Genomic DNA, 22993 nt, shown 5'->3' with positions numbered 1-22993 from the left:
GGAATCTTCAAGGACACCAGACAGTGCCAGATATACATGTGGCCCAGGTTGTCCACCTTCTCCTAGATCTGGCGCACAAGCTCGGGATCTCCTTGAATATGAGGAAGATCCTTTGCCTTCTCTTCCCATGGTATGCAGACACCGGGCGCGGCCTTTGGGTTCTTGGATATGGGAATCGCATCGTCCGGGACGTAACCCATACTCCGCTCTCCCTGACTGCTAATGACATCGACAGTTCCATGGAGAGAACCGGTTGAATAAACACCATGTTCCCTGACGAAATCCGTCATGGCCTCGATATTCTCGATTTTAGCATCATTTTGGATAATGGCGCTAGCATCGAGGATGTAGCCTCCATCTTGCGCAACTTCATGAATTATCTTTTTGCAATAGGCACGGACCTCCTCCGGAGATCCTGCGGCTAGAAGGAAATTCGGTATGCCGCCGCTCAGGCAGAACTTGTGCCCGAGCTTCTTATGAACCTCAAGAATGTCACCCCGATCTACGTGATAGACGATGCTCCCATCCGACAATTCGGCGAACCGGTCGAGATGGCGATTCCAATCCCCTTCAGCGTAGAATAGGGTCTGATGCCTGCGCGCCCACAGCTCCTCAATTATCGGCTTCAAGGTCGACCAGTAATGCGAGTCAAACTGCGCGGGAGAGAAGAATGGGGCACATCCGCGATGCATCCAGAGGCCTATAGGGACATTCTTTTCTGGATCTGCGCCACTGAGGGCTACATGTAGCAGATGAGGCATCAGCGCCTCGCAGGCGGCGCGCACCTTGTCCGGCCGCTCAATCATGTCCATCGCCAGCCCTACATAACCCCGCAGTTTGTCCGCCAGAATATCAAACGGCGCCTTCAATATCCCGGAAATCGCAGAAACCGTTCCCGATTCCGATCTCAATCTTGCCCCTTGTTCGCCTAGGGCGCTGAAATACAGCATCATGGCCATGCCACCCTTAAGGAACGAGAGGTTGTTGCGATATGTGACAGGTGCGCCCGGGGGGACAACATCCCTCGAGACACGAGGCAGCCAGACATTAAATAGGAAACCCGTCGGATCTTCGATGAGCTGGTCATACTCATCAGCTTTCATGAATGCCTGTTCTTCCGGGGGTTCAAGGTATTGAAAGCCTGTATCTGGAGGCAGGTCGATCCCCGGAACAGCATAATACTTTAGGCCAATAGCCTGGGTAAGTCCGGTCCAGACATAGACCATATTCCCGACAACGGCATCCCAGTCAAAGTGCGCAGCACACTTGCGGACCGCATCGAAGGCCTTCTCATAATCATGCGTTACTTCCTGACAAGTATAGCCAGCGAATTTGGCCACAAATTCGGCGACAAAGAGACGAATAGGAATTCTGTCAGGCTTCCCATTTCGCATCGCGGTCACATAACGACGGAGCCTCTCCTGATAGACCTGCTCTGTATTCATCTGTTTCCCGCTCCCTTCCGAGTAGGATTTCGATCCACCACGGCGCCAGGTCCGATCCCCATGGACCCACATTTAGATGATTTCGGCCCCCAGGGATCTGTTTCCTTCCTCGTGTCAGAATTCAATAGCTCCACATGACTGTCCGGCCATAGATAGCCCTATAGCCGCCCTGTTTCCATCATATTGGACGGTCAGTAAAGAACATTCGCCGCCAGCCACAGCGCGCCTGATGCTATCCAGAAAATAGCGGCGCCCCCCTCGGGGGTTTTCGCCCTTCTGATGGCGCAGCGCAGCGGCATGGAGGTCTGTCCAGACACCCGCGTCTCTTGGCAATACGACCATCCATCGTTGCAATACGCCCTATCCATATCATAGACCAACCTGCTCTTTGCGGGACGGACCACATGCTGCAGTAGCATTGGTGTCCATTAAATAGACAGACCCAACTGATGCCTATCCATTTGATCGACACCTCTTGTCTAAATCTGTATGAAAGATAGACAATCAGCAACTCTTCTATGTAAGAATGGGATATCCGGTGGGATGCCCCGTTGCAGGCAAATGGCCAGCGGCTAGCCATCGAGGGGCAAAACATATCTCTGGAGTTATATGTGGAACGGTGGAAATCGAAAACCCGGGACTCAAACGAATCCCGGGTTCCTTCATCCTTCCTAGTCAGGCTTCCTGGTGGCGGCGTCGCCGCTATACCATCAGCCGGGCCCTCCATCAGGCATCAGCATTATTAGAACGGGATGCTAACGGAGAGCTTGTAGAAGCCATACCTAGTTCCCTCACCGCTGATGGTGCAGAGCCAGGCCCACGGCTTATCCTTATCATAGTCACCAGTGCAAGGATCGCCGAGTCGGGTCTCACCATAGCTCACCGTCATTGTGCTCGCGCCGAGTTTTACCTTGTATGCCGCGTAAATATTGCCGACGTCGTTCTTGTTGCTATACCCGACTGACACTGTGCTATTGGTCGAGAGATTATAGTCGACTCCGGTATATAGGATCTTGGTCAAGTCAGTATGATCCTCAGTCTTGCCATAGAGAAGGGCTGTCTTTGTTGACAGACGATCGTCGAGATTGACCTTGCCTTCACCATAGCCGACTATGTATGGCCCGCGCGTGCTATCAAGGCTGGCTCCGGAGGCAAGCACCACATCCACGCCCTTGACAGAGCCGGGCTGGAATGACTGCTTTGCCTCAACGTAGAGATGGCCGGTCGTCCTCGTCTGGGTTTCAGCCAGCGGCACCGAATTCGCAAAGTCATATTCACCTGTGGCATATGATGCGTCAGCGTTCGCCTTCACACCTGGTATAGGAGTTGCCTCCACGGAACCCGAGAGCTTCACGCCGCTGCCCTCCACGGCAAGTTTCTCCGCGCCAGTATGCCTGGCTTCGCCAGTGACTTTTATGGCATCGCTCATCTTGTACTCGACTTTGCCATACACACTGCGAGTATAGTCTCCTTCGTCATTGTCAGGAATCGCATTGACATCATCAAAATAGCTCTTGTATGACCCACCGACCGTGGTTGTAACCTTCTCTGTGGGTTTAAACACCGCCTCGGCAGTTACCTGATTAGAAGGATCGATAGCCGGATAGTTGACATCATAGTTGGTCCGATAATCATCGGTCACTGTCAGCGTTACTTCCTTGCCACCCAGATTGAGCGGGGTACTGACACTGCCCTTGAACTGCTTCTGACCACTGAAGGTTTTCACGTCGCTGGTATCAGCATCAGGAGCAACCGCCTCGAATTGCTTGTCAACAGCCCTTATGTCACCAGCCACCGTGAAGGCGCCAAGGTTGATATCCTTCACGCTGAGCAGGAAGGCATTCGCGTCGTCAGTCCAATCCCCGCCAGTTATCTTCTTCTGGCTCCGCGCGGCGGCTGCCGTCAAGGTAGCCTTCTCAGACACTGGCAGCGGACCGGTGAGATCGAGAGCGAGGTTACGAATATAAGTCTCGTCCTGAGCCGCAAGCTGGCTACCAGTCTCACGGGTGCCCACAGGGTTATTCGCTGTCGCTTCTAGCCCATAGATAGCTCCCAGGGTATACCCGCCGGGCAGACCATAGGTCAGACGAAGCAACTCATACTCGATATCTGCCCCATCTTTATATTGCCCTGCATCATCGGGAGTGGTACTATCATCCTTATTATAGTCAACCACATACCCCGTCACGCCAACGCCAAACGGCGTCCCGACGGCCTTGAACGTGTGGGTCGCGCCGTCGACGGTCTTCACGAGCCCCAGAGGATCGCCGAAGCTCTGGAACGCATAGGGTGAATCGCTCTTGGGATCCACATTGCTCAGGCTGAGCTTCAGAGGATCGCCATTGAACGCGAACCAGTACTTGTCCGCAAGGGCGACCTTCACAGGATTGCTGCTACTACCATCTGACGCCACTACTGTAGCCGCCGTCAGCTTCAACGGCAGATGCGCAACCATGAGTGAATCGCCTTCGCCATAGTCCAGAGTGAGCTTCAGAGTTGAGAAATCGAAGAAGTTGGTGGTTTTCGTACCATCGGCCGTCTCCAACTCTCCGTTTTCATACGCGGCAGTAAATTCATACGTACCGCTGACCTTGAGCGAGGCCGCCATCGTCGGCAGCGCCAGCCCCAGGATGAGAGCCATGCTGGCAAGCACTACAAGCAGTTTTCTCATTGATCTTCCCCCTTAAGGTTTATTTTTGATTCCTGTGGTAAATGTGGGCATCTTGCGGGAGAAGACATCATCGAGTCGCCTTGTTTCCTCGTGATCTTCAATCCGCGTTGACACCCTTTTGCAGATTCACTACAGCATCGTATGCAACGAAAAGAGATCGAAGTCTGGTCCGTAGTTCTATCTTTTAGCTTAGCTCCTGTAGACCTACAGGGTCTTCACCTCCTTTCCCGCTACAGGGCTAAAGGGAATCTCAAAGGTTACCTTTATTTACTACATAGCCATCACGTGGATATTTATTCTACACATCCCCGCATTTTCCTCCATACCCAGGGAATATTTTATGCGATTCAGCGTTTCCCTGGCAAGCCACGATTAGGGTAGATTCCTCTCGATAATCAATGCCCAAGTCCATAATCAATGTTCACATGGCATAAAGGTCCCCATGGCAAAGTATATTCAAACTGCGCCGGAAATTGATTCTACCGGGGGTTCTACATGAACAGTGGCAGAGGCGGCGAGATCATTGGCTATCAACTCTTCCACCTTATTGGCGATCTCGTGGGATTTGGCCACAGACATAGACTCATCCACCTGGATATGGAGAGAAACTATCCTCCGCCCGGCCCCATAGTCATGCACACTCACCTTATGAAGACTCTTGACACCCTTTACTGACTTAGCGATCTTGGAGACCTCATCGATGAATTCCTGCGGCGGGGCCTCTCCGATCAGGGTGCTCACTGCTGACCTGCCGAGACCATATCCCGTGTAGATTATGAGAAGGGAAACGGCTATCCCCAAAAAAGCATCGATTTGATGGTAGCCCACTAGGCTTCCAATCATCGCGATAGCCACCATGGCAGTAGCGATGGCATCAGTGCGGTGATGCCAGGCGTCAGCTATGAGGGCCGGGGCCTGGATCATCCTGCCAAGGCCAACGGAAAAGCGGGCCATCCACTCCTTGAACACAGCCGTTACCAGCAAGATGGCCGCGATGGTTAAGCTTCCCTCCACTAAAGCCCCCTTGAGGAGACGCCCTACCGAACTTACCATGAACTCAATCCCTACTATAGCCAGGAGCACGGCGATGATGAGCGTTGCTATCGGCTCAATCCTGCCATGCCCATATGGGTGTTCCTTATCAGCCGGAACCTCAGCGGCCTTGAACCCAACCAGCACAATGATGGATGTGATCACGTCGGAGGCTGTGTGAACCGCATCAGCCATCAAGGAAATACTATTCAACAGAATACCGAAGGTAATCTTGAAAGCGGCAAGCAACACATTCCCAATTATGCTGACCCACGCTTCAAGGAATGCCACTTTCGCCCTCACTCTGTGTACCTGGGCTATGTCATGGTTCCCATCATTGGCTCGGCCGGGCTCAAATCCACCTATGAATTTCTTTAGAAGATAACCAGTAATGCTCATATGAGTTCCCCCTCTATTGTTCCCGGCAGCCCATCTTATAGTACAAAAAAGCCCGGGAACCAAGTGTCAAAGCGCTTGGTCCCGCGGGCTCATCCGCTGCCATCAAGGCCCGGCCCCACTGCTTGAGTCATTCCCGATTCGCGTGGATGCCCCAAACAATCGCCTGCTCCAGAGACTCCATTTTAACATCTCGCTGCTTAGCTTACAGCCCATGCCGAATATGCAAGCATGAGGCCTAAACACATTGTAATTATATCAATCTTGCGCTAGAAGTTCCAGCCCCATTGAAACGTATTATCTTACCAATACGCACTCTCTGGCAATTTTTCGCCACAAAGCTCGTTTTTTTACAGGAATGCCAGGAGGCTCGCCCATATCGCGTCATATGCATCAACGGAACAGGAAGCTCACACCATTGGAATTACAGGTTGACCGGGCCGGTATCCAGCCAATTCGGACCCGCCTTTACATCCACCTTGAGAGGCACTGCAAGGGGCACCACATTCTCCATGATTCGTTTCACCATTCGCGCGATCTCCAGCACTTCCTCATCCGGGCTCTCGAATACCAGTTCGTCATGCACTTGCAGGATCATCATGGTCTTGAATCTTCCCTTTGATAGTTCCTTTGCTATCCTCACCATCGCAAGTTTGATGATATCAGCGGCAGTTCCCTGTATTGGGGTATTCATCGCGGTGCGTTCCGCAAATCTTCTTACCGGAGCACGGCTGCTGTTCAGATCGGGGAGATATCTCCTGCGTCCCATCAAAGTCGTGACATATCCTAGACTCCTGGCATCAACGATCGCCCTGTCCAGATATTCCTTGACGCCCTTATAATGGGCAAAGTATCTGTCGATGAAATCCCGCGCGTCTTTCCTTGAAAGACCGATCCCCCTGGCCAGTCCATAGTCTGTTATTCCGTATACGATTCCGAAATTGACAGCCTTGGCCCTGGAACGCATAGCGGAAGTCACTGAATCAGGGTCCACTCCGAATACGCTTGCTGCAGTGGCCGTATGGATATCCTCGTCATTATTGAAAGCGCGGATCAATTCCTCATCCTGTGAGAAATGAGCCAGGATCCTCAACTCGATCTGAGAATAATCAGCGCTCAGGATCTTCCATCCCTCTCGCCCTGGAACGAAAACTCTACGGATTCTCCTTCCTTCCTCACTCCTAACCGGGATGTTCTGCAGGTTCGGATCGCTGCTAGACAGCCTCCCGGTAGCAGTAATAGTCTGATGAAACGTTGTATGAATCCTCTTTGTTACAGGATTCACAAGGTGAGACAGGGCATCAGCATAAGTGGACTTCAACTTCACGAGTTCCCTATATTCCAGGATCCGTGCAGCTATAACATGATATTCAGCTAGCGCTTCCAGCACCTCCGCGTCGGTAGAATACCCTGTCTTGGTCTTACGGACCGGCGGCAACTTGAGCTTATCAAATAGAATGGCGCCAAGCTGCTTCGTGGAATTTATATTGAATTCCTCGCCCGCGAGGTCATAGATATCCTGGGCTATTTGCGAAATCCGCAGACCCAACTCAGATGAGACATCCTTCAGCGCATTCTCGTCGATGCTTACCCCTGAAGCCTCCATCTCAGCCAATACGCTCACCAGGGGAACTTCCACCTCACGTAGAAGGGTGTCCATACCATCGTGATGAATCAGGTTTTCCAACTCATGGGATAGCTTCATGAGCGCTGCCAGCCGATGCCCAACAGATTTTGCCATCTCGTCCGCCCCGCACATCCCCAGGTCAAGGTCGATAAGGCGGCTTTGCGAAGATCCAGATGGGGCATCTGGGGGCCGAAGTTCAAAACCCAAGTATTTTCTGCATAGATCCTGGAGATTCATCTCCCCTGCCTCTGGATTTAGCAGATATGCCGCAACCATGGCGTCCATCTGAAGACCGCGCACCTTGACTCCGCGCCTGAGAAGCATGGTGATGCCGGGCTTCCCATCATGAACGATCTTCTTGCATTCAGGATTCTCAAGGACAGGCTTCAACAACGTGAGAGCCTCTCCCTCAGGAAGACCGGGAGCGCCTTCATAGTAATGGCCAAGAGGTACGTAATACGTGTGACCATCTGGGAGGGCAAAGCCTATCCCGATGAACGGAGCTTCGACAGGTTTCCCTCGCCCTCTGATGGCCTCGAAGGCGCATATTCCTGCAGACAGGATCTCACATATGACCTTCTTGAGCTGCTCACCGGTTACAACACATTCAGCCTCATAGGGAAGCTCAAGGAAATCTTCCGCGGAAGCCGAACTCCGCGCACCTTCAGCCGGGCCCTGAACGACCTCAGCCGGACCCTGGGCGGCCTCAGTAGGGCTCCAGATGTCCTCAGCCTGGGTCCGGGCACTCCCGGCGGCTGCAGCAGTAGTATGCTCCGAGCCTTTGGCCTGTTCCTGCAACGGAGTCGGGCCGATCCGCCGCAGCAAGGATTTGAACTCCAATCGTCTGAAAAGCTCCGCCAACCGGGTCGAGTCCGGCGTGCCAATCTTGCAGGCAGATAAGTCTACCTTAATTGGGACCTCGCGGTCGATTGTAGCCAGCTGTTTGGAGAGAATCGCTGAATCACTACCCTGCTCAAGCAATTCCCTGACCCTTTTCTTCGAGACCTTATCCAGGTTGGAAAGCAGATTCTCCAGAGAACCGAATGTCGCTATAAGCTCATGGGCTGTCTTCTCGCCGATTCCATGAACTCCCGGAATATTGTCAGAAGCATCCCCAGCCAGTGATTTGATATCTACCACCTGGGATGGGGCGATGCCATATTTCTCCTTTACCTGATCCTCATCGAATACCTCGATGTCTTTTATGCCTTTCCTGGTGATCATAACTTTGACATGGGGGGAAATGAGCTGAAAGGCATCGCGATCGCCTGTTACTATCATCACATCATAGCCCTGCTCCTCGGCAAGCTTACTGATGGTCCCAATTACATCGTCAGCCTCGTATCCATCGATTTCGAATATGGGGACGCCGAGGGCCTCTACTACTTGCTTTGCGAGGGGCACCTGGGAAGCCAGCTCGTCAGGCATCTTCTTGCGATTGGCTTTATAATCCTCATAGGCGACATGGCGGAATGTGGGTGCTGGTCTATCAAAGGCAACCGCCAGAAGATCCGGCCTTTCCTCGTCCAGCAACCGGAAGAGCATATTGGTAAAGCCAAATACTGCGTTTGTATGCTCTCCGGAGGAAGTTGTCAATGGGGGAAGAGCGTAAAAGGCCCGATGAAGAAGAGAATTCCCATCGATTATGATAACCTTGCCTCTGTGTTCATGATCTCCCAACAAAATCGCCCCCGTACTATTGCCGGATTTCCACATCGTGCAGCGCCATGCCACATTATATGGACATCCATCACCTGTATTTACTATACCAAATCCATAGCATCGCGTCCAATGCCAGGGCAATTCTGGGCCAACGGCAATTCCGAGCCCGGGGCAATTCTAGGCCGCAGCCGATTCTGGGTCCCAGGCGATTCTGGGCGCATAACTTCTTTGTGACCGAGAAGATGAATTCACTAGTAAAATATTTCTTTGCGCCGCGCTGCTAGCCGCCTGGTGCGACAAGATTATCACAGAAGCTAGTTTAAAAACATCGAGATAGATGACGAATATGGCGTCACCCCTGAACGCAGACTGGCAAATGGCGAAACCATCGCCAGCTCTGCCCTCATCCTGGCCAGAATATCGCCAGTCTTGCCTTCAGCCTGATCGAAATATCGTCACCCTGGCCCAATATATACCATAAACTGTATTATACTGGATAATCACCTCCTTGAATCTTCCAATTTGGACATGAGGTGGCGAAGATTTCGCCATCCGGGAACGAAGACTGGCGGCATTGCCGCCACCTCTCGACAAGACCTGACGAGATTTCAGCCACCTGTAGGTAAAATCTACCCAAGATCTCCCAGAATCGCCCCGACCTGACGACTATTTCGCCACCTCTGAGAGGAGGCTGCCGAAATCCTCGCCATCTTCACACAGATCCTGCCTAAAAACACGCCACCCCTGATTTGAGCTGGCGAGGATTTCGCCATGTTTGCCCAGAAAGTGATGGAATTTTCGCCAGCCCATACTTTTGGATAGACTTCCATGCTGCCATGGCGGCATGGGGGACTACCCCGAACTCCCTGCCCAGCATGAAACCGATCTGAGATGCTCAATTTTCGTGATCTAGAAATCAGGCCTTGCAGCGTCCTTGAAATCATCGCATCCAGATTCCTCAGGTCTCGTGGAAGACTACCCTTCAGTTGCCATTCTAACTAGCACGAACCATGCCAACCACACATTACATAAAGGAGATATTTGGCTATCTGTAGAAAAAGACTAATAGCGCCGAAACGGGAGGTAATCTTTCACCATGAAGTTTTTTTTCTCAGCAAGGTATCACAAACTTATGATCGCAGCGCTTTCCACAGTTTTTGTCTTTATGTTCACGTCGGTTGTCCCAGCCGCTAGTAAGGGTTTTAAAGACACTGAATATAGCTGGGCAAGAGATGCCATAGAATCCCTTGCATCAGAAGGAATCATCGGGGGCTATCCTGATGGGTTATTCAGGCCGGAAGCAAATATAACCCGGGCGGAATTTGCCAAGGTTATCGCGCGTGCCTTTGCCATAAGGCCTTCCGGCGAACCTCGCTTCAAGGATGTAAAAAAGGATAGCTGGGCAAGGGGTTATATTGCTGCAGTGGATGATAGAGGCATCATGTCGGGCTATCCAGGCGGGAATTTCGGACCATCTAGGGTGGTCACCAGAGCAGAAGCCGCCGTGGCCCTCGCCAGGTGCATCAACCTCGCCGGAAAATTGCAGCCCAGGACCCCATGGCAACCTTCCTTTTCTGATGTAGCTCCTGGGCACTGGGCATTCGAGCCAATCGAGATCCTAAACAGGCTGGAAGTGATCCCGGTTCACTTTGGCGCGGTGTTCCAACCAGCTATCCCCGCCACCCGGGCAGAAGTAGCGTCGATGGTCAAGTCAATCACCGACCTCAAGATCAGCGACGGAAAGCTTTCGGATTTTGATTCTATGTACCGGACGGTCACCGTGAAGCTGCTGGGCGGGCGCGAGGAAACCATGAGTCTCGGTCCTGATACTGAGATATTCCGGAATTCCGTGGCGGCAGATCTTGATAACTTGCGCAAGGGGGATGACGTCAACATCGTCGCCACCGCATATGGTGAGCCTAAGTTCATCTCTGCCAAAGGGATCGTCACAAGGGAGGACCTGATGAACAAGGTGAGCGCCATATCAAAGGGGGCTCTGACACCGCAGCAGGTCAAAGCCCTTGCAGAGGGTCGCTGGAATTCCGTGAGGGATGATCTCAAACCAGCTCTGGAAGATAGGCTGCTGTCCTACGGTCTGACAGCGGAGGAGGCCGAGAGCCTCTTGAATCAGGATTGGACTCACCTAGGCACTTTGGCCAAAGAGAGGCTGGCAAGCGCGCTCTCCCAGGAGTTGGGAGTCTCTACTGACCTTGTAACAGCGGTAATGAGCAAGGATTGGCAAAAGGCTAAGACTTATGGAGAAATTGAGCTCGCAGGGCTCTTGCTCTCGAAATTCCTGAATATGTAGGACCTGGGGAGATGAATCTCCAGGATCTATATAGGACTTAAGGCTAATATGTGGCGCTACTTCTTGAAGTCACCCCTCCAAATCAGGGTATGGTTTCGGGCCCAAGTCCGGGTCTGAGTCTGGGTTTGAGTCCGAGGCCTGCCCTGATTCCATTTCACTATTCCATTTCACTCTCCGGTTCCAATACCCCCGGTTCCAATACACTCTGCGGTTCCAGCGCACCCTGCGGTTCTGATTTATTCTGCAGTCCTGGTTCATCCTGCAGTTCTGGCTCATTCTGTAGCCTCGGCTCATCCTGCAACTCTGGCTTATTTTGTAGTCCCGATTTATCTTCCGGTTTTGGCCCCATGATAGACGCCGGTGGCTGAGCGCCGGTTCCCTGCGGAGGCCCAGCGCCAGCAGCCGCATGAGGATTTTCAGGCGGATTCACCGGCAAATTCGCGGGTAGATCCAGATAAACCACAACCTTTGATCCCTGTCGTTCCATCTTATAGGTAGCGCCGGCGAAACCAGGGAGTTTGGCACACGCTTTCAGAGGAATATATGACCTCCCGTAGAGAGATGCTACCTGCGCTGGCAGAGCCCCTTCCTGCGCCTTCTTGCCGGCGTCTCCCCCGGCGGGTTCCTGAGCCAGCGCTATTCCTCCACTTGTCGGGATAGATGCTTCCCCTGAGCCACCTGGCTGTTTAGGGGCCTCGGGAATTTTCAGGGCACCGGTGATTTTCGAGGCGCCGGCGATTTTTGAAACGCCGATGGCTTTGGACATAGCCAAAAGATCCGCCACCGGCAGCATCGGTTCTCCTCTCTGCTGAAATCCTGTAGATTTGAGCTTCAACCCGTTGATCGCGATTTCTACCCGCTTCGGAAACACAGATGGCTTCCCCGATGCTTGTTTCAAGAGGTTAGACAAGATGAATTCATCGGGCTCCAAATTGATCCAGCCGGACAACGCCTTTATGGCGTTCAAAGCTTGAGTGAGAGTATTCGTCCCCATCTGGTAGATATCTGGAAAGACGGTTATATATGTCTCCTTGAGCATGGGATCTGTTGTCACCACTATTGTCTCATATATGAACTTCACCCTCGTGCCAATTGGGGCTATATCATAGAGTTCCTTGACATCTTCTTCATACATCCTGATACAGCCCAATGATACAGCTTTGCCAATTGATGATGGCGCATTCGTCCCATGGATGCCATAACCGCTTTTGTTCAGGCCAAGCCACCTGGACCCCACCGGATTATTGGGTCCGGGAGGAACCGGGGGCGAACCATCGGGCGGGTACCATGTGGGGTTCTTTGCCTTCCGGACGATTGTATATTCCCCCAGCATAGTCTTGGAAACCGTCTTGCCCACTGCAATAGGGTAATCCTTCACAAGCTGGTTCTGGCGATAGAAATAAAGTCTGTATGCCGGTATGTTTATGATTATCTTGGGCCCGGGGTCCGTGTCAAAGTCATAGGGTGATCCTGTCTCTGCACAGACTTGGCAGGGCATCAAAAAGCAAGGGACAAGAACCATAAGAAGTATGACCAAAAGAAGCTGAATAGCCGCAAATCGAACGGCGAGAAATCGGATAGTCATAGGTCTCATAGAATAAGGAAACACCGGAATCCCCACTCCTGTCTCGAAGTTACAGGTTACCTATATGCAGGGATCCCGGCGTGTATGACTCACCATTCATGACGCTCCGCTAGAGCCGCAAAGCGGATCTAGCCAATTCATAGGACCTTTTCCACAGGCCTCTTCAGCGCTTCCACCAGCAGCTTCACAGAATTTTCAACATCCTGATAGTCCACAATCTCATTTGGCGTGTGTATATACCTTGCGGGTATCGAGATGACGCCACTTGGGACGCCTTCTTTGGTGGTATGTATCGAACCTGCGTCTGTCCCGCCATACTCCAGTATCTCAATCTGATAAGGGATGTTCGCCTGCTTCGCCACATCCACGAGGAAATCCTTCACTTTTGGATGGACCATGATCGAACGATCCATGGCCTTTATGGCTGCGCCTCCCCCAAGCTTGACAGCCATCTTCAAAGATTCAGGGGTATCCCCGGTCCCGGTCACGTCGAGGGCGATGCCCATATCAGGGGAAACGCCATATGCAACAGTCCTTGCCCCGCGGGCCCCCACCTCTTCCTGGGCGGTAAAGGCGAAATAGACATCATTGGGCAGCTTGACGCCTTTGAGACGGCGCATCGCCTCGACGGCTACGGCACATCCGATCCTGTCGTCCATAGATTTCGACAGGAGCCTATCACCCAAGTCAGTGAACTCACGGTGATAGCCAGCAGTATCTCCGATGCTAACCTTTGCCTCAGCGCTCTTCCGATCCTTGGCGCCGATATCGATGAACATTTTGTCAAACCTGAGGTCCTTGATGTCATCTAATCTCTCCGTTCCAAAGGTGCCGATGGTTCCGTTCTTGAAGATCACCCTTGAGCCTAACAGGACATGCGGCCTCACACCGCCAACATTGGAAAACCTCAAGAAGCCGTTGTCATCGATGAAAGTCACGATGACCCCGATCTCGTCCATGTGGGCGGCTATCAAGACCCTGGCACCTGAACCTGTTTTATGCGCGATTAAATTGCCGAGTGGATCCACCCTCACCTCATCTACTAATCCCTCTATCTCACTCTTAATGGTATCCCTGATCCGTTCCTCTGAACCAGAAGGCCCATAAGTTTCCACGAGCTTCCGAATCAATTCCTTCAAAGTGGCAACCCCCTATCTTGAATGCTCCTCAGAAATTCATTGGTGAGCTTCACCGTGTTGTCAACATCGCTCAGGTCTACTACCGAGACCGGTGAATGTATATATCGAGTTGGAACTGACACCACCTCTGATGGAATGCCTTCCCTTTGGAGGTAGATCCGGCCCGCATCAGTTCCACCTGCGGTCGTTCGTCTAAATTGAACGGGAATCTCCTTTTTTTCGGCGACCTCGAGCAACCTCCTGGTTATATCCTTCTTCACCAGCACAGACCTGTCCATGAAGGTAAGCGCCGGTCCCTTGCCTAAAGTGGTGCAATATGCATGTTCTTTAGCTTCAGGAACATCAGATGCGGTGGTCCCCTCGAAGACCACGGCGAGGTCTGGATTTATGGCATAGGCCGCCACCGTGGCCCCCCGCCCTCCCACCTCTTCTTGGGCGGTGAACACTCCATAAATGGTGAAATCCCACCTCTCCTTGAGAACCTCCACCAGGACGGCGCATCCTACACGGTCATCGAATGCCTTGCCCTTGGCCCTGTTGTTTCCAATCTGCTGGTATCGCGTGGCGAACACCACAGCATCGCCAAGTTTCACGAGTTTTTCGGCTTCTTCCTTGTCTTTGGCGCCGATATCGACCAATAACTGGTCCAATTTGAAAGGCGTCTCCCTTTCCTCACGTTCCTGTAAATGAATGGCCTTGGCGCCAATAACCCCGGGAATCTTATCCTTGCCGACGAATACCGCCTTAGAAACCAGCACTCTCGGGTCGACAGAGCCAACAGGATGAATGCGAAGCATACCTGATTTATCGATATATGTAACCATCAGGCCCACTTCATCCATGTGGGCAGCGAGCATCACCCGAGTGTTGTTGTTTGCCTTGCTGCCCTTTTTCATGGCAATTAAATTGCCCAGGGCATCTACTTTAATCTCATCAACATAGTCCTTGATCTCATCCTTTATGGCATTCCGCACCTCAGACTCCCGGCCAGAGATCCCGGCGCATTCACTGAGCCTCGCTAGGACCATTTCAATCCCTCCATGAAAGAAGTGTCGATACTGGCAATAAAGGAGGCCAGTAATTGTCCACCCCTCTTGATGTCGTCCAGGGAAACGGTTTCTACCGAAGTGTGCATGTATCGCAGAGGGATGGAAATGAGCGCCGAAGGGACACCTTCCCGCGTTGTCTGAATAGACCATGCGTCGGTGCCGCCAGGGTGCGGCGATGATTCAACTTGATATGGTATTCCATCATCCTTGGCAACTTGAACAAGTCTATCATAGATTCCCGGGTGCACCTGAGGGCCAAACGCTATCGCCGGTCCCTTGCCAAGCCCCAAAGTCAAATATTCAGGCACATTTGGCGAATCTCCATGACCTACATCAATGGCTATGCCTATGTCAGGGGCCACACCATATGTGCTCACCATAGCGCCCCGGATACCGACTTCCTCCTGGACCGTGGCGACGCAGTAGACATCTGCCACATGCTTAATATAAGCAAGTCGCTTGAGGCACTCAAACAACATGCCGACCCCTGCTCGGTCGTCAAGCGCCTTCGCTGCTAGCAAGCCATTTTTCAGTAAGACTGGTTCCCGCTGAAATGTGATCAAATCTCCCACAGATACCAGCTTTTCCAGTTCATCCTTTGGCAAACCCACATCAATATAGAGGTTCTCCATTTTAACGGCCTTTTTCTGCTCGTCGGGATCTTGGATGTGTGGGGGCTTAGCGCCAATTACGCCTGGAAGATCCCGGCGGCCATGTACGATGACTTCCTGCGCCACCAGGACGCGTTGGTCTATCCCGCCCACCGTCGCGAACCTCAGCGCCCCTTCTTTTTCGATCATGGTAACCATCATGCCGATCTCATCCATATGGGCGGCTAACATGATCTTCGGGGCCGTGCCGCCACCTTGACCGCGCTTTAGGGCTATAAGGTTTCCGAGCTTATCATGTCTTATCTCATCTACGAGACCTTTCCAGAATCCATCTATGGCATCGGCAACCTTGAACTCATGGCCCGAAACACCCGTTTCAGTTAGTATTGTCCGCAAGAATTCGCTCAGTTCCACCCAGTCTGGCGCAGAGCACCTCCCAATTCTCATTGAGAGGGGAAATGCGCCTTTTCACTCCCTTCACCCTTGATTTTGTATTCCGCTGATAACGACGCCCCCTGGCGACATGAGCACCTACCATGGAACGGTTTGCCATTCCGCCCGCGAATGCTATAATTCGCGGACCATTCTTGATTTCCTGCCATCCTGTTATAAGGTTTCCAAGCCGGGGCAATCTAACACAGGGGGAACCTACATGGATACAAAAGCTTCTATAAGAGGAAAAGGCCATGCGCGATTACAAAGACCTCATAGTCAAAATCGGGGACAACCGCGAATTATCTGACCTCCTCTGGGCAAATCTCATCGACGAGGATCTTCATACCGCCTGGTTCGCCAATAAACTCAAATAGCTCGAGGAGACCGGCGCCGGGGAATAGCCGCCCTATGGGCAGTTTCCTCCCGGCGGCATTTCACCGATGTCAGATGCCAGTCATTGGTGTCATTGGTTCTGGCGGTCTATGACCTCGACATGAACCTTATCTTAAGCAACTCAGTACCTGCAAGAGGAATGAGGCTCATAAGCATGATTTCCTCCCATTCATGTCCAGTCAATGGGCTCATCTCAAACAATTCGGCGAGACCGCCAATAGTGATGGTCATTAGGATAAGGAGCGCGGAAAGCCCAATGGCTACCACTAGCTGTGGATTAGATAGAGGAGATAGAGTAAATACGAATCTCCTCTCCGACCTGCTCCCCAAGGCTCGCCATAGCTCTGCAAATCCCATTGTGGCAAAGGCCATGGTCCGCGCCCTCTCTACCGGGATGCCCCATCTTTCCGCAAAGAATAGTGGCGTTAACGTGGCGATGGCAATCAAGGCGCCAATGAAAACCAGGCGCGCGATCACAGGGCCATTAAGTATACCTTCCTTAGGATCCCTCGGCGGGACGTTCATGATCCCGGGCTCAGCCGGCTCAACACCTAGCGCCAGTGCAGGAAGTCCATCAGTCACCAAGTTTATCATCAAGATCTGGACCGGCACAAGAGGCCTTGGAAGGCCGGCCAAGATCGCGATGAGAAATATCAGGAGTTCCCCAATATTACAGGAGAGAAGGTAGATTATGAACTTGCGTATGTTTTCAAAGATGGTCCTCCCCTGCTCCACGGCGGCAACAATGCTGGCAAAATTGTCATCAGTCAGGATCATATCAGATGCGCCTTTTGCCACATCCGTGCCAGTTATGCCCATGGCGACGCCAATATCGGCCTTTCTCAGGGCCGGAGCATCATTAACCCCGTCACCTGTCATGGCTACCACTTGGCCTCGCCTCTTGAGAGATTCAACTATTCTCAATTTATGTTCAGGTGAAACCCTGGCATAAACCCTCACCTGTTCCACCAATTCATCCAACTCATCGTCGGAGATGGCCTCTAATTCTGGCCCAGAGAGCACCCTTCCGGATTCGCCAAGCATCCCAAGCTCTTTCGCAATCGCCCTGGCTGTAAGCGGATAGTCACCGGTGATCATGACTGGACGAATACCGGCTTGCTGGCACACCCTGACGGCAGGAGCAACATCCTGCCTTACGGGATCCATCATTCCTACTGCGCCGACAAATACCAGATCAATTTCGATCTCCTCAGGTTTTAATTCTTGCGGCACCTTATCAAGTTTACGATAAGCCATCCCCAGAGTTCTGAGGCCGGATGCCGCCATTTCCTCAAGATTCCGGGCAAAATCCTGTCGCTTAGTGTCATCTAGGCGCGCTATCCCGGTACGGGTCAAATAATGAGTCGACAATGACAGCAAGATGTCCGGAGCGCCCTTCACAAAGGCATATGTGGTCCCAGAATAATTGTGGATCGTGGTCATCCGCTTGCGGTGTGAGTCAAATGGGATCTCCTGGAGCCTTTGCGCCTTCTTCCTCAACTGATCAACTGAAATACCGCCCTTTTCAGCCAAGACCACAAGGGCTCCCTCCGTGGGATCTCCCACAATATCATAGGTGCCATCAGCTTTTTTCTGAATGGACGCGTCATTACAGGCCGCGCCGATCGTCAAAAGAAGCTTTAGCTCCTCATCCTCAAGGGGATTCACCGATTCCCGCCGCTTACCAGCCAGCTCTCCCTGACCATCAGACAGGCTCGGCTGGTCGTTAGCCACATTACCTGAAGCCTCGCGCAGGCGGGATTCACCAACTGCACCGCCGTCGGCCCCGCCGCCAGATGAGCGAGATAATCGAAATTCCCCGACCGGCTCATACCCCTTCCCTGTAACATCGAAAACCTCCCCAGACGCCAGATAAGCCTTAACAACCATCATCTTGTTTTCCGTAAGGGTTCCAGTCTTGTCGGAACATATGTAAGTCGCGCACCCCAGGGTTTCTACGGCCGGGAGACGCCTTATAATGGCATTTCTGGCTATCATCTTTTGAACTCCCAGGGCAAGGACCACCGTGACTATTGCCGGCAGTCCCTCTGGAATAGCGGCTACCGCGAGGCTTACGGCTGTCATGAACATCTCAAAAGGCGCCTCGCCCCTGAGGAGCCCAAGGCTAAACACCAGCGCGCAGATGGCAAGACAGGCTACCCCAAGCCACTTGCCGAAGGCCCCGAGTTTTCGCTGGAGAGGAGTTTCTTCCTGCTCATAGGTTGAAATAAGCTTTGCTATCTTGCCGATCTCAGTGGCCATACCTATGGAGGTGACAATCCCACTGCCACGGCCGTAGGTTACTACAGTCCCCATATACGCCATGTTGATCCTATCGCCCAGCGGGCTCTTAGGCTCGAGCAACGCCCTTGCGTCTTTTTCAACCGGCACCGATTCCCCTGTCAATGGCGCTTCGTCGACTTTCAAGTTGACTGCCTCAAAAAGACGAATATCTGCGGGGATCAAATCACCGGCCTGCAACACCACCACATCGCCCGGCGTGAGATCCGCCGCGGGGACCTTCAGCGTTTTCCCATCCCTAATCACTGTGGCTATGGGGGCGGCCATCTTCTTAAGGGCGCTCAAAGCCCTCTCTGCCCTTCTCTCCTGCACGAGTCCCATTATGGCATTTAGTATAACTATCACCAGAATGACCCCGGCATCCAGGATCTCCCCGAGCAGGGCGGCAATAAAAGTGGAAGCTATAAGGATCAAAACTAAAAAATCCTTGAACTGCTCAAAAAGCATTTCAAGGATGCTTCTGGGCTTTTCCTCCTGAAGAGCATTCGGCCCATACCTGGCCAGTCTCTTGGCAGCTTCTTCGGAGGGAAGCCCATGCTCGAGATTCACCCCCATAATTCGCGCAACTTCCTCAAACTCCATTGTATGCGCCTCAGCCAGAGATCGCTCCCTATCTCTTGCGTCATATGGTTCGACCTCGGCGCCGATGCCTGATATAGCCCTGACACCTGACAACAAAGACACCCTCCTGATCTTGAAGATAGGCCCTCTGAATGGTTACTAGACCAATCAATCAAAGTATTCACCAAGTCGCCAGAATTCTTCCGCGCCCCACACTTCTGCCCATATTGCTGCCTGGCATGGGATTCAGCGAAATAAACTCTAGCAGGGCAAAACCCTGTGGCAACAAAACCCTGTGGCAAAAGATTGGCCCGGCTAGCCAGGAGATCCTATCTGGCAAAAATAGAATCCAATCCCTAGACTACCCAAACTAGGGTGAATAGTCAAGGTTGCGCTTACTGGAATATCGGCAGATTTTACCCCTGAAATCCATCCCGTAATCACCTATTCACCCATACATAAGTGTCACCCTGTGACCATCCATGCGCAGCCTCAAGCTGTCACGCCATGACACTTTGCTCTTTGCGCACAATTGTCATTGTGTGACAATCCACCCATGATCTCAACCTATCATATTTTAACAATCTGCTTTCCGACCTCAGTTGTCACCCCGTGATAATATGTTCACAACCTGAACCCGTCACGCCGTGACAATCTGCCATCTGCAAACAGTTGTTACGTCGTGACCACTCACATAAAACTTTAACTTGTCGCACCATTGCAAGAGGAATCCTCGTCCCTTCGTAGAAAATCTGCTTCGGATAGAGAAATAGGAGGTGTTATCTGTGGAGGAGATCTTGTTGGCCCCTTTCCCCAGGAAAATCCAGCGTCTAGAAGGAACCGCAGACCTGAGCCCTGTGACGTTCATACTGATACCATACGAAATATCCAAGGAGATGCTTTTTATCGCAAACCGGTTGAAATGCGCTTTATCAGAATATACCAACGTGACAGGCAAGATCGTGATAAACGACTATGGGGCCGCAAATGGACCTCGGATCAGGCTTGTGCTGGATCCCGAGATCTCTTGCGGCAAAACGGGAAGCTACAGATTGGCTATCAAACCCGAAGAAATAGCCATAATATCAAATCTACCGGAAGGAATCTTCTATGGAGTTGCAACATTGAAGCAACTTCTCATGCAATTCAAAGCCACTCTGCCATGCCTCGATATTTCCGATGAGCCAGATTTCCCCAATCGCGGAGTCATGCTGGATATAAGCAGGGGCAAGGTCCCCAAGATGGATACATTGTTCGCCTTGGTTGACTGGTTCGCGGATCTGAAGATAAACCAGATCCAGCTATACACTGAACACACCTTTGAATACCTCCGGCATCCGATTCCCTGGCGCGGAGCCTCTCCCTTCACCGGCGAAGAAATACTCGCGCTGGATGCATTCTGCAAGGAAAGGTTCATTGAATTGGTACCGAACCAGAACTCCTTCGCTCACCTCACCCCATGGCTCAAACATCCAGAATACATTCACATGGCCGAATGCCCTGAGGGTTTTGATACCCCATGGGGAGGCAGGCACGATGAGCCATTCTCATTGAGCCCCGCGGTTCCCGATAGTCTAGAATTCCTAGACAGCTTGTATGACGAATTCCTTCCCTATTTCTCAAGCAAGCAGTTCAATGTTGGCTGTGATGAAACATTTGAGTTGGGACAAGGGAGGAGCAAAGCACTGGTTGAATCCAAAGGCAAGCATCGGGTATATTTCGACTTCCTGATGAAAATCCATGAACTGGTGGTAAAGCATAATCGCATAATGATGTTCTGGGGCGATATCATAATGGAAGCGCCAGAGCTTATCCCAGAGCTTCCGAAGGATGTCATCGCCCTCGAATGGGGATATGAGGCCGGACATCCTTTCGATGCGCATGGCGAGAAATTCGCCAAATCTGGCCTCCCCTTCTATGTTTGTCCCGGAACGTCTGCATGGAACACAATTGGAGGGCGCACTGAAAACGCCCTGGGAAATCTGAGAAATGCCGCGGAGAATGGGAAAAAACATGGGGCTATGGGATATCTGAATACTGATTGGGGAGATAATGGGCATATCAATTACCAGCCGGTCAGCTATCTCGGCTTCCTTTACGGCGCTGCTGTATCCTGGAATTACGAAAACAATAAGGACCTGGATGTCGCAAAGGCCCTCTCGCGCTTCGCTTTCCAGGATGATACTGGACTTTCTGGCAAGGCGTTCTATGATCTGGGAAATGTCTACAAGGCTGTCGGGCTAACCACAGCCAATGCCAGCGTCCTGGCGAGGATTCTCATGGAGGATCTTGACAAGACGCGGTTTGTCGAAGGAATCGAACCGGAGGGATTCGATGCGGCCGTGGCGGCTATAAGAAGCGCAGTGGACACTTTCAGAAACAGCCAGCCGTTGTGCAAGGATGCAGATATCATAAGACGAGAATTCTATAATGCAGCGAGGTTGCTCCTTCATGCATGCAAACTGGGCAAGATAAAGCTTCATCTCTCCTCAGAGCATGGGGGCCCGACCCCCGAAGTCAGGCGCAAGATGAGGGAGCTATCTTTGGATCTCGCAGAGATCATTGACGAACATCGAGAGCTCTGGCTTGCGCGCAATCGCGTCGGCGGACTGGAGGACGTGAGCCTCAGGAACTTGAACAAGCTTTACGCCGCTTATCGGAAATTATCCTGATACCGGCGGGACGGCGGCGCGCAAAAAAAAGCTGTACGACAGAAGAAGGTTGCGCGGTATAAGGGGATCGGATTTCCGGCAGAGACCATTGACATTGGAGTATACTATTTGGTATACTAAATTGTAGAATTCGCAAGACAAGGAGGGTATTTTTGTGCCGGGCACAACAGTCAGAATCAATTATGAAACCTGGAAGGCCCTCAAAGAGCTTGCAACTCGCACTGGGGAATCAATGCAATCCCTTCTTGATAAGGCGATTGAGGAGTATAGGACCAAATGCTTCCTGGAAGAAGCTAACAGGGCTTTTGCTGCGCTAAAGGAAGATTCGGAAGCTTGGAAGGCTGAGATTGAGGAACGCAAGGCATGGGATATTGCCTCAACCGACGGACTGGAGAGATGGTAGTCATGCCTGAGCCTTCCCGGGGCGATATATGGCTCGTTGACCTAGATCCTGCTCGAGGTCACGAGCAGGCAGGCAAGAGGCCGGGCCTCGTTGTCTCTGTAGATCCTTTCAATTATGGTCCGGCGGAGCTTGTCGTTGTCTTGCCAATAACCACAAGAAAAAAGGACATCCCTTTCCACGTTGAGGTCAACCCTCCAGAAGGGGGCCTGAAGGAAAAGAGCTTTGTAAAATGTGAAGATATCCGATCTATGGCGAAGGAAAGGCTCACAGCGCGACTAGGCGCAGTATCTCCATCCACTATGGCGGCAGTAGAATATAGACTTCGCATTCTTTTAGGGTTAAGGTAGGGATCGAGACATCAAAGAAGCCCGTCTTATCCTCTCGGGCCAGGGCCTGGAGGCTTACGGCGGCCATTGATGGGCAGATGCGAAGATTCGAAAAAGGCTATTGACACCGCGCGCTCGCCCTGATATATTAGATTTCAAACATACGGCATATGGCTAGATAAACCGGTGATGGGGAGAAGTAGCCACCCTGCCGCCTGCAAGAGAGCCGGCGCCTGGTGTGAGTCCGGTCAGGACGCGGATGGTGAATGGGCCCCTGAGGGTGGATCTGAGGGCGATAGCGCCGGTAGGATTCAACGGATTTCTCCGCCGTTAACAGGAGAGGGTATCGGCAGAAATATAGCCTCACTGCCTGTACC

At 52.1% G+C, this 22993-nt stretch carries 13 protein-coding genes and 1 other annotated feature (1 of these 14 only partly in view); of the genes, 4 read left to right on the top strand and 9 right to left on the bottom strand.

All coding sequences use genetic code 11. The annotated features are described in order from the left end of the window. Positions 1-62 precede the first annotated feature (62 nt). From HPY52_04715 to polA, 4 genes are all read right to left on the bottom strand, one after another. Positions 63-1445: a hypothetical protein gene (locus tag HPY52_04715; GenBank protein ID NPV79566.1), complete on the bottom strand. Its 1383-nt coding sequence runs from the start codon at positions 1443-1445 to the stop codon at positions 63-65. A gap of 742 nt (positions 1446-2187) precedes the next feature. Beyond that, positions 2188-4116 (bottom strand): hypothetical protein, encoded by a 1929-nt coding sequence (locus HPY52_04710; GenBank protein NPV79565.1) that lies wholly within the window; start codon positions 4114-4116, stop codon positions 2188-2190. A 456-nt stretch (positions 4117-4572) separates the two neighbouring features. Beyond that, positions 4573-5547: a cation transporter gene (locus HPY52_04705; protein NPV79564.1), complete on the bottom strand. Its 975-nt coding sequence runs from the start codon at positions 5545-5547 to the stop codon at positions 4573-4575. Between the two features lie 421 nt (positions 5548-5968). Further along, the gene (gene polA, locus HPY52_04700) at positions 5969-8851 is read right to left on the bottom strand and encodes a DNA polymerase I (GenBank protein ID NPV79563.1); all 2883 of its coding nucleotides are present in this window, start codon (positions 8849-8851) and stop codon (positions 5969-5971) included. A 1078-nt stretch (positions 8852-9929) separates the two neighbouring features. On the opposite strand from polA, the gene HPY52_04695 reads away from it, so the two are divergent. Further along, positions 9930-11141 carry an S-layer homology domain-containing protein gene (locus HPY52_04695; GenBank protein NPV79562.1) on the top strand — a complete coding sequence of 404 codons (1212 nt, stop codon included), beginning with the start codon at positions 9930-9932 and terminating at the stop codon, positions 11139-11141. 157 nt (positions 11142-11298) lie between these two features. On the opposite strand, the gene HPY52_04690 is transcribed toward HPY52_04695, so the two are convergent. From HPY52_04690 to HPY52_04670, 5 genes are all read right to left on the bottom strand, one after another. Next, the gene (locus tag HPY52_04690) at positions 11299-12735 is read right to left on the bottom strand and encodes a L,D-transpeptidase family protein (GenBank protein NPV79561.1); all 1437 of its coding nucleotides are present in this window, start codon (positions 12733-12735) and stop codon (positions 11299-11301) included. A 128-nt stretch (positions 12736-12863) separates the two neighbouring features. Beyond that, complete coding sequence (locus tag HPY52_04685) at positions 12864-13865, bottom strand: M42 family metallopeptidase (GenBank protein ID NPV79560.1); 1002 nt, start codon at positions 13863-13865, stop codon at positions 12864-12866. After that, positions 13862-14893, bottom strand: a complete 1032-nt coding sequence (locus tag HPY52_04680) for a M42 family metallopeptidase (GenBank protein ID NPV79559.1) — start codon at positions 14891-14893, stop codon at positions 13862-13864. The genes HPY52_04685 and HPY52_04680 overlap by 4 nt, the downstream gene beginning before the upstream one ends. Continuing rightward, entirely contained in the window at positions 14884-15972 is a 1089-nt protein-coding gene (locus HPY52_04675; protein ID NPV79558.1) for a M42 family metallopeptidase, read from the bottom strand. Before HPY52_04675 ends, HPY52_04680 begins: the two co-directional genes overlap by 10 nt. A gap of 468 nt (positions 15973-16440) precedes the next feature. Continuing rightward, complete coding sequence (locus HPY52_04670; GenBank protein ID NPV79557.1) at positions 16441-19329, bottom strand: cation-translocating P-type ATPase; 2889 nt, start codon at positions 19327-19329, stop codon at positions 16441-16443. A gap of 671 nt (positions 19330-20000) precedes the next feature. Here HPY52_04670 and HPY52_04665 point away from each other — a divergent pair. The 3 genes from HPY52_04665 to HPY52_04655 all read left to right on the top strand — a co-directional run bounded on the left by HPY52_04665 (position 20001) and on the right by HPY52_04655 (position 22637). Next, positions 20001-21887 (top strand): family 20 glycosylhydrolase, encoded by a 1887-nt coding sequence (locus HPY52_04665; protein NPV79556.1) that lies wholly within the window; start codon positions 20001-20003, stop codon positions 21885-21887. Positions 21888-22041: 154 nt separating this feature from the next. Beyond that, entirely contained in the window at positions 22042-22290 is a 249-nt protein-coding gene (locus tag HPY52_04660; GenBank protein NPV79555.1) for a toxin-antitoxin system protein, read from the top strand. Beyond that, positions 22284-22637 carry a type II toxin-antitoxin system PemK/MazF family toxin gene (locus tag HPY52_04655; protein ID NPV79554.1) on the top strand — a complete coding sequence of 118 codons (354 nt, stop codon included), beginning with the start codon at positions 22284-22286 and terminating at the stop codon, positions 22635-22637. The genes HPY52_04660 and HPY52_04655 overlap by 7 nt, the downstream gene beginning before the upstream one ends. Before the next feature lie 156 nt (positions 22638-22793). Beyond that, positions 22794-22993: a binding site (T-box leader), on the top strand; it runs 165 nt beyond the window's last position.

It is taken from the genome of Bacillota bacterium, assembly GCA_013178415.1.
Classification (GTDB): domain Bacteria; phylum Bacillota; class SHA-98; order Ch115; family Ch115; genus Ch115.
The sequence above is the reverse complement of the archived record's forward strand: the minus strand, read 5'-3'. Positions and strand labels throughout refer to the sequence as shown.

Coding starts and splice junctions, on each gene's coding strand:
- HPY52_04710 (NPV79565.1), bottom strand. CDS start 4,116: ATGAGAAAACTGCTTGTAGTGCTTGCCAGCATGGCTCTCATCCTGGGG.
- HPY52_04680 (NPV79559.1), bottom strand. CDS start 14,893: ATGGTCCTAGCGAGGCTCAGTGAATGCGCCGGGATCTCTGGCCGGGAG.
- HPY52_04690 (NPV79561.1), bottom strand. CDS start 12,735: ATGAGACCTATGACTATCCGATTTCTCGCCGTTCGATTTGCGGCTATT.
- HPY52_04695 (NPV79562.1), top strand. CDS start 9,930: ATGAAGTTTTTTTTCTCAGCAAGGTATCACAAACTTATGATCGCAGCG.
- HPY52_04655 (NPV79554.1), top strand. CDS start 22,284: ATGGTAGTCATGCCTGAGCCTTCCCGGGGCGATATATGGCTCGTTGAC.
- HPY52_04705 (NPV79564.1), bottom strand. CDS start 5,547: ATGAGCATTACTGGTTATCTTCTAAAGAAATTCATAGGTGGATTTGAG.
- HPY52_04715 (NPV79566.1), bottom strand. CDS start 1,445: ATGAATACAGAGCAGGTCTATCAGGAGAGGCTCCGTCGTTATGTGACC.
- HPY52_04675 (NPV79558.1), bottom strand. CDS start 15,972: ATGAGAATTGGGAGGTGCTCTGCGCCAGACTGGGTGGAACTGAGCGAA.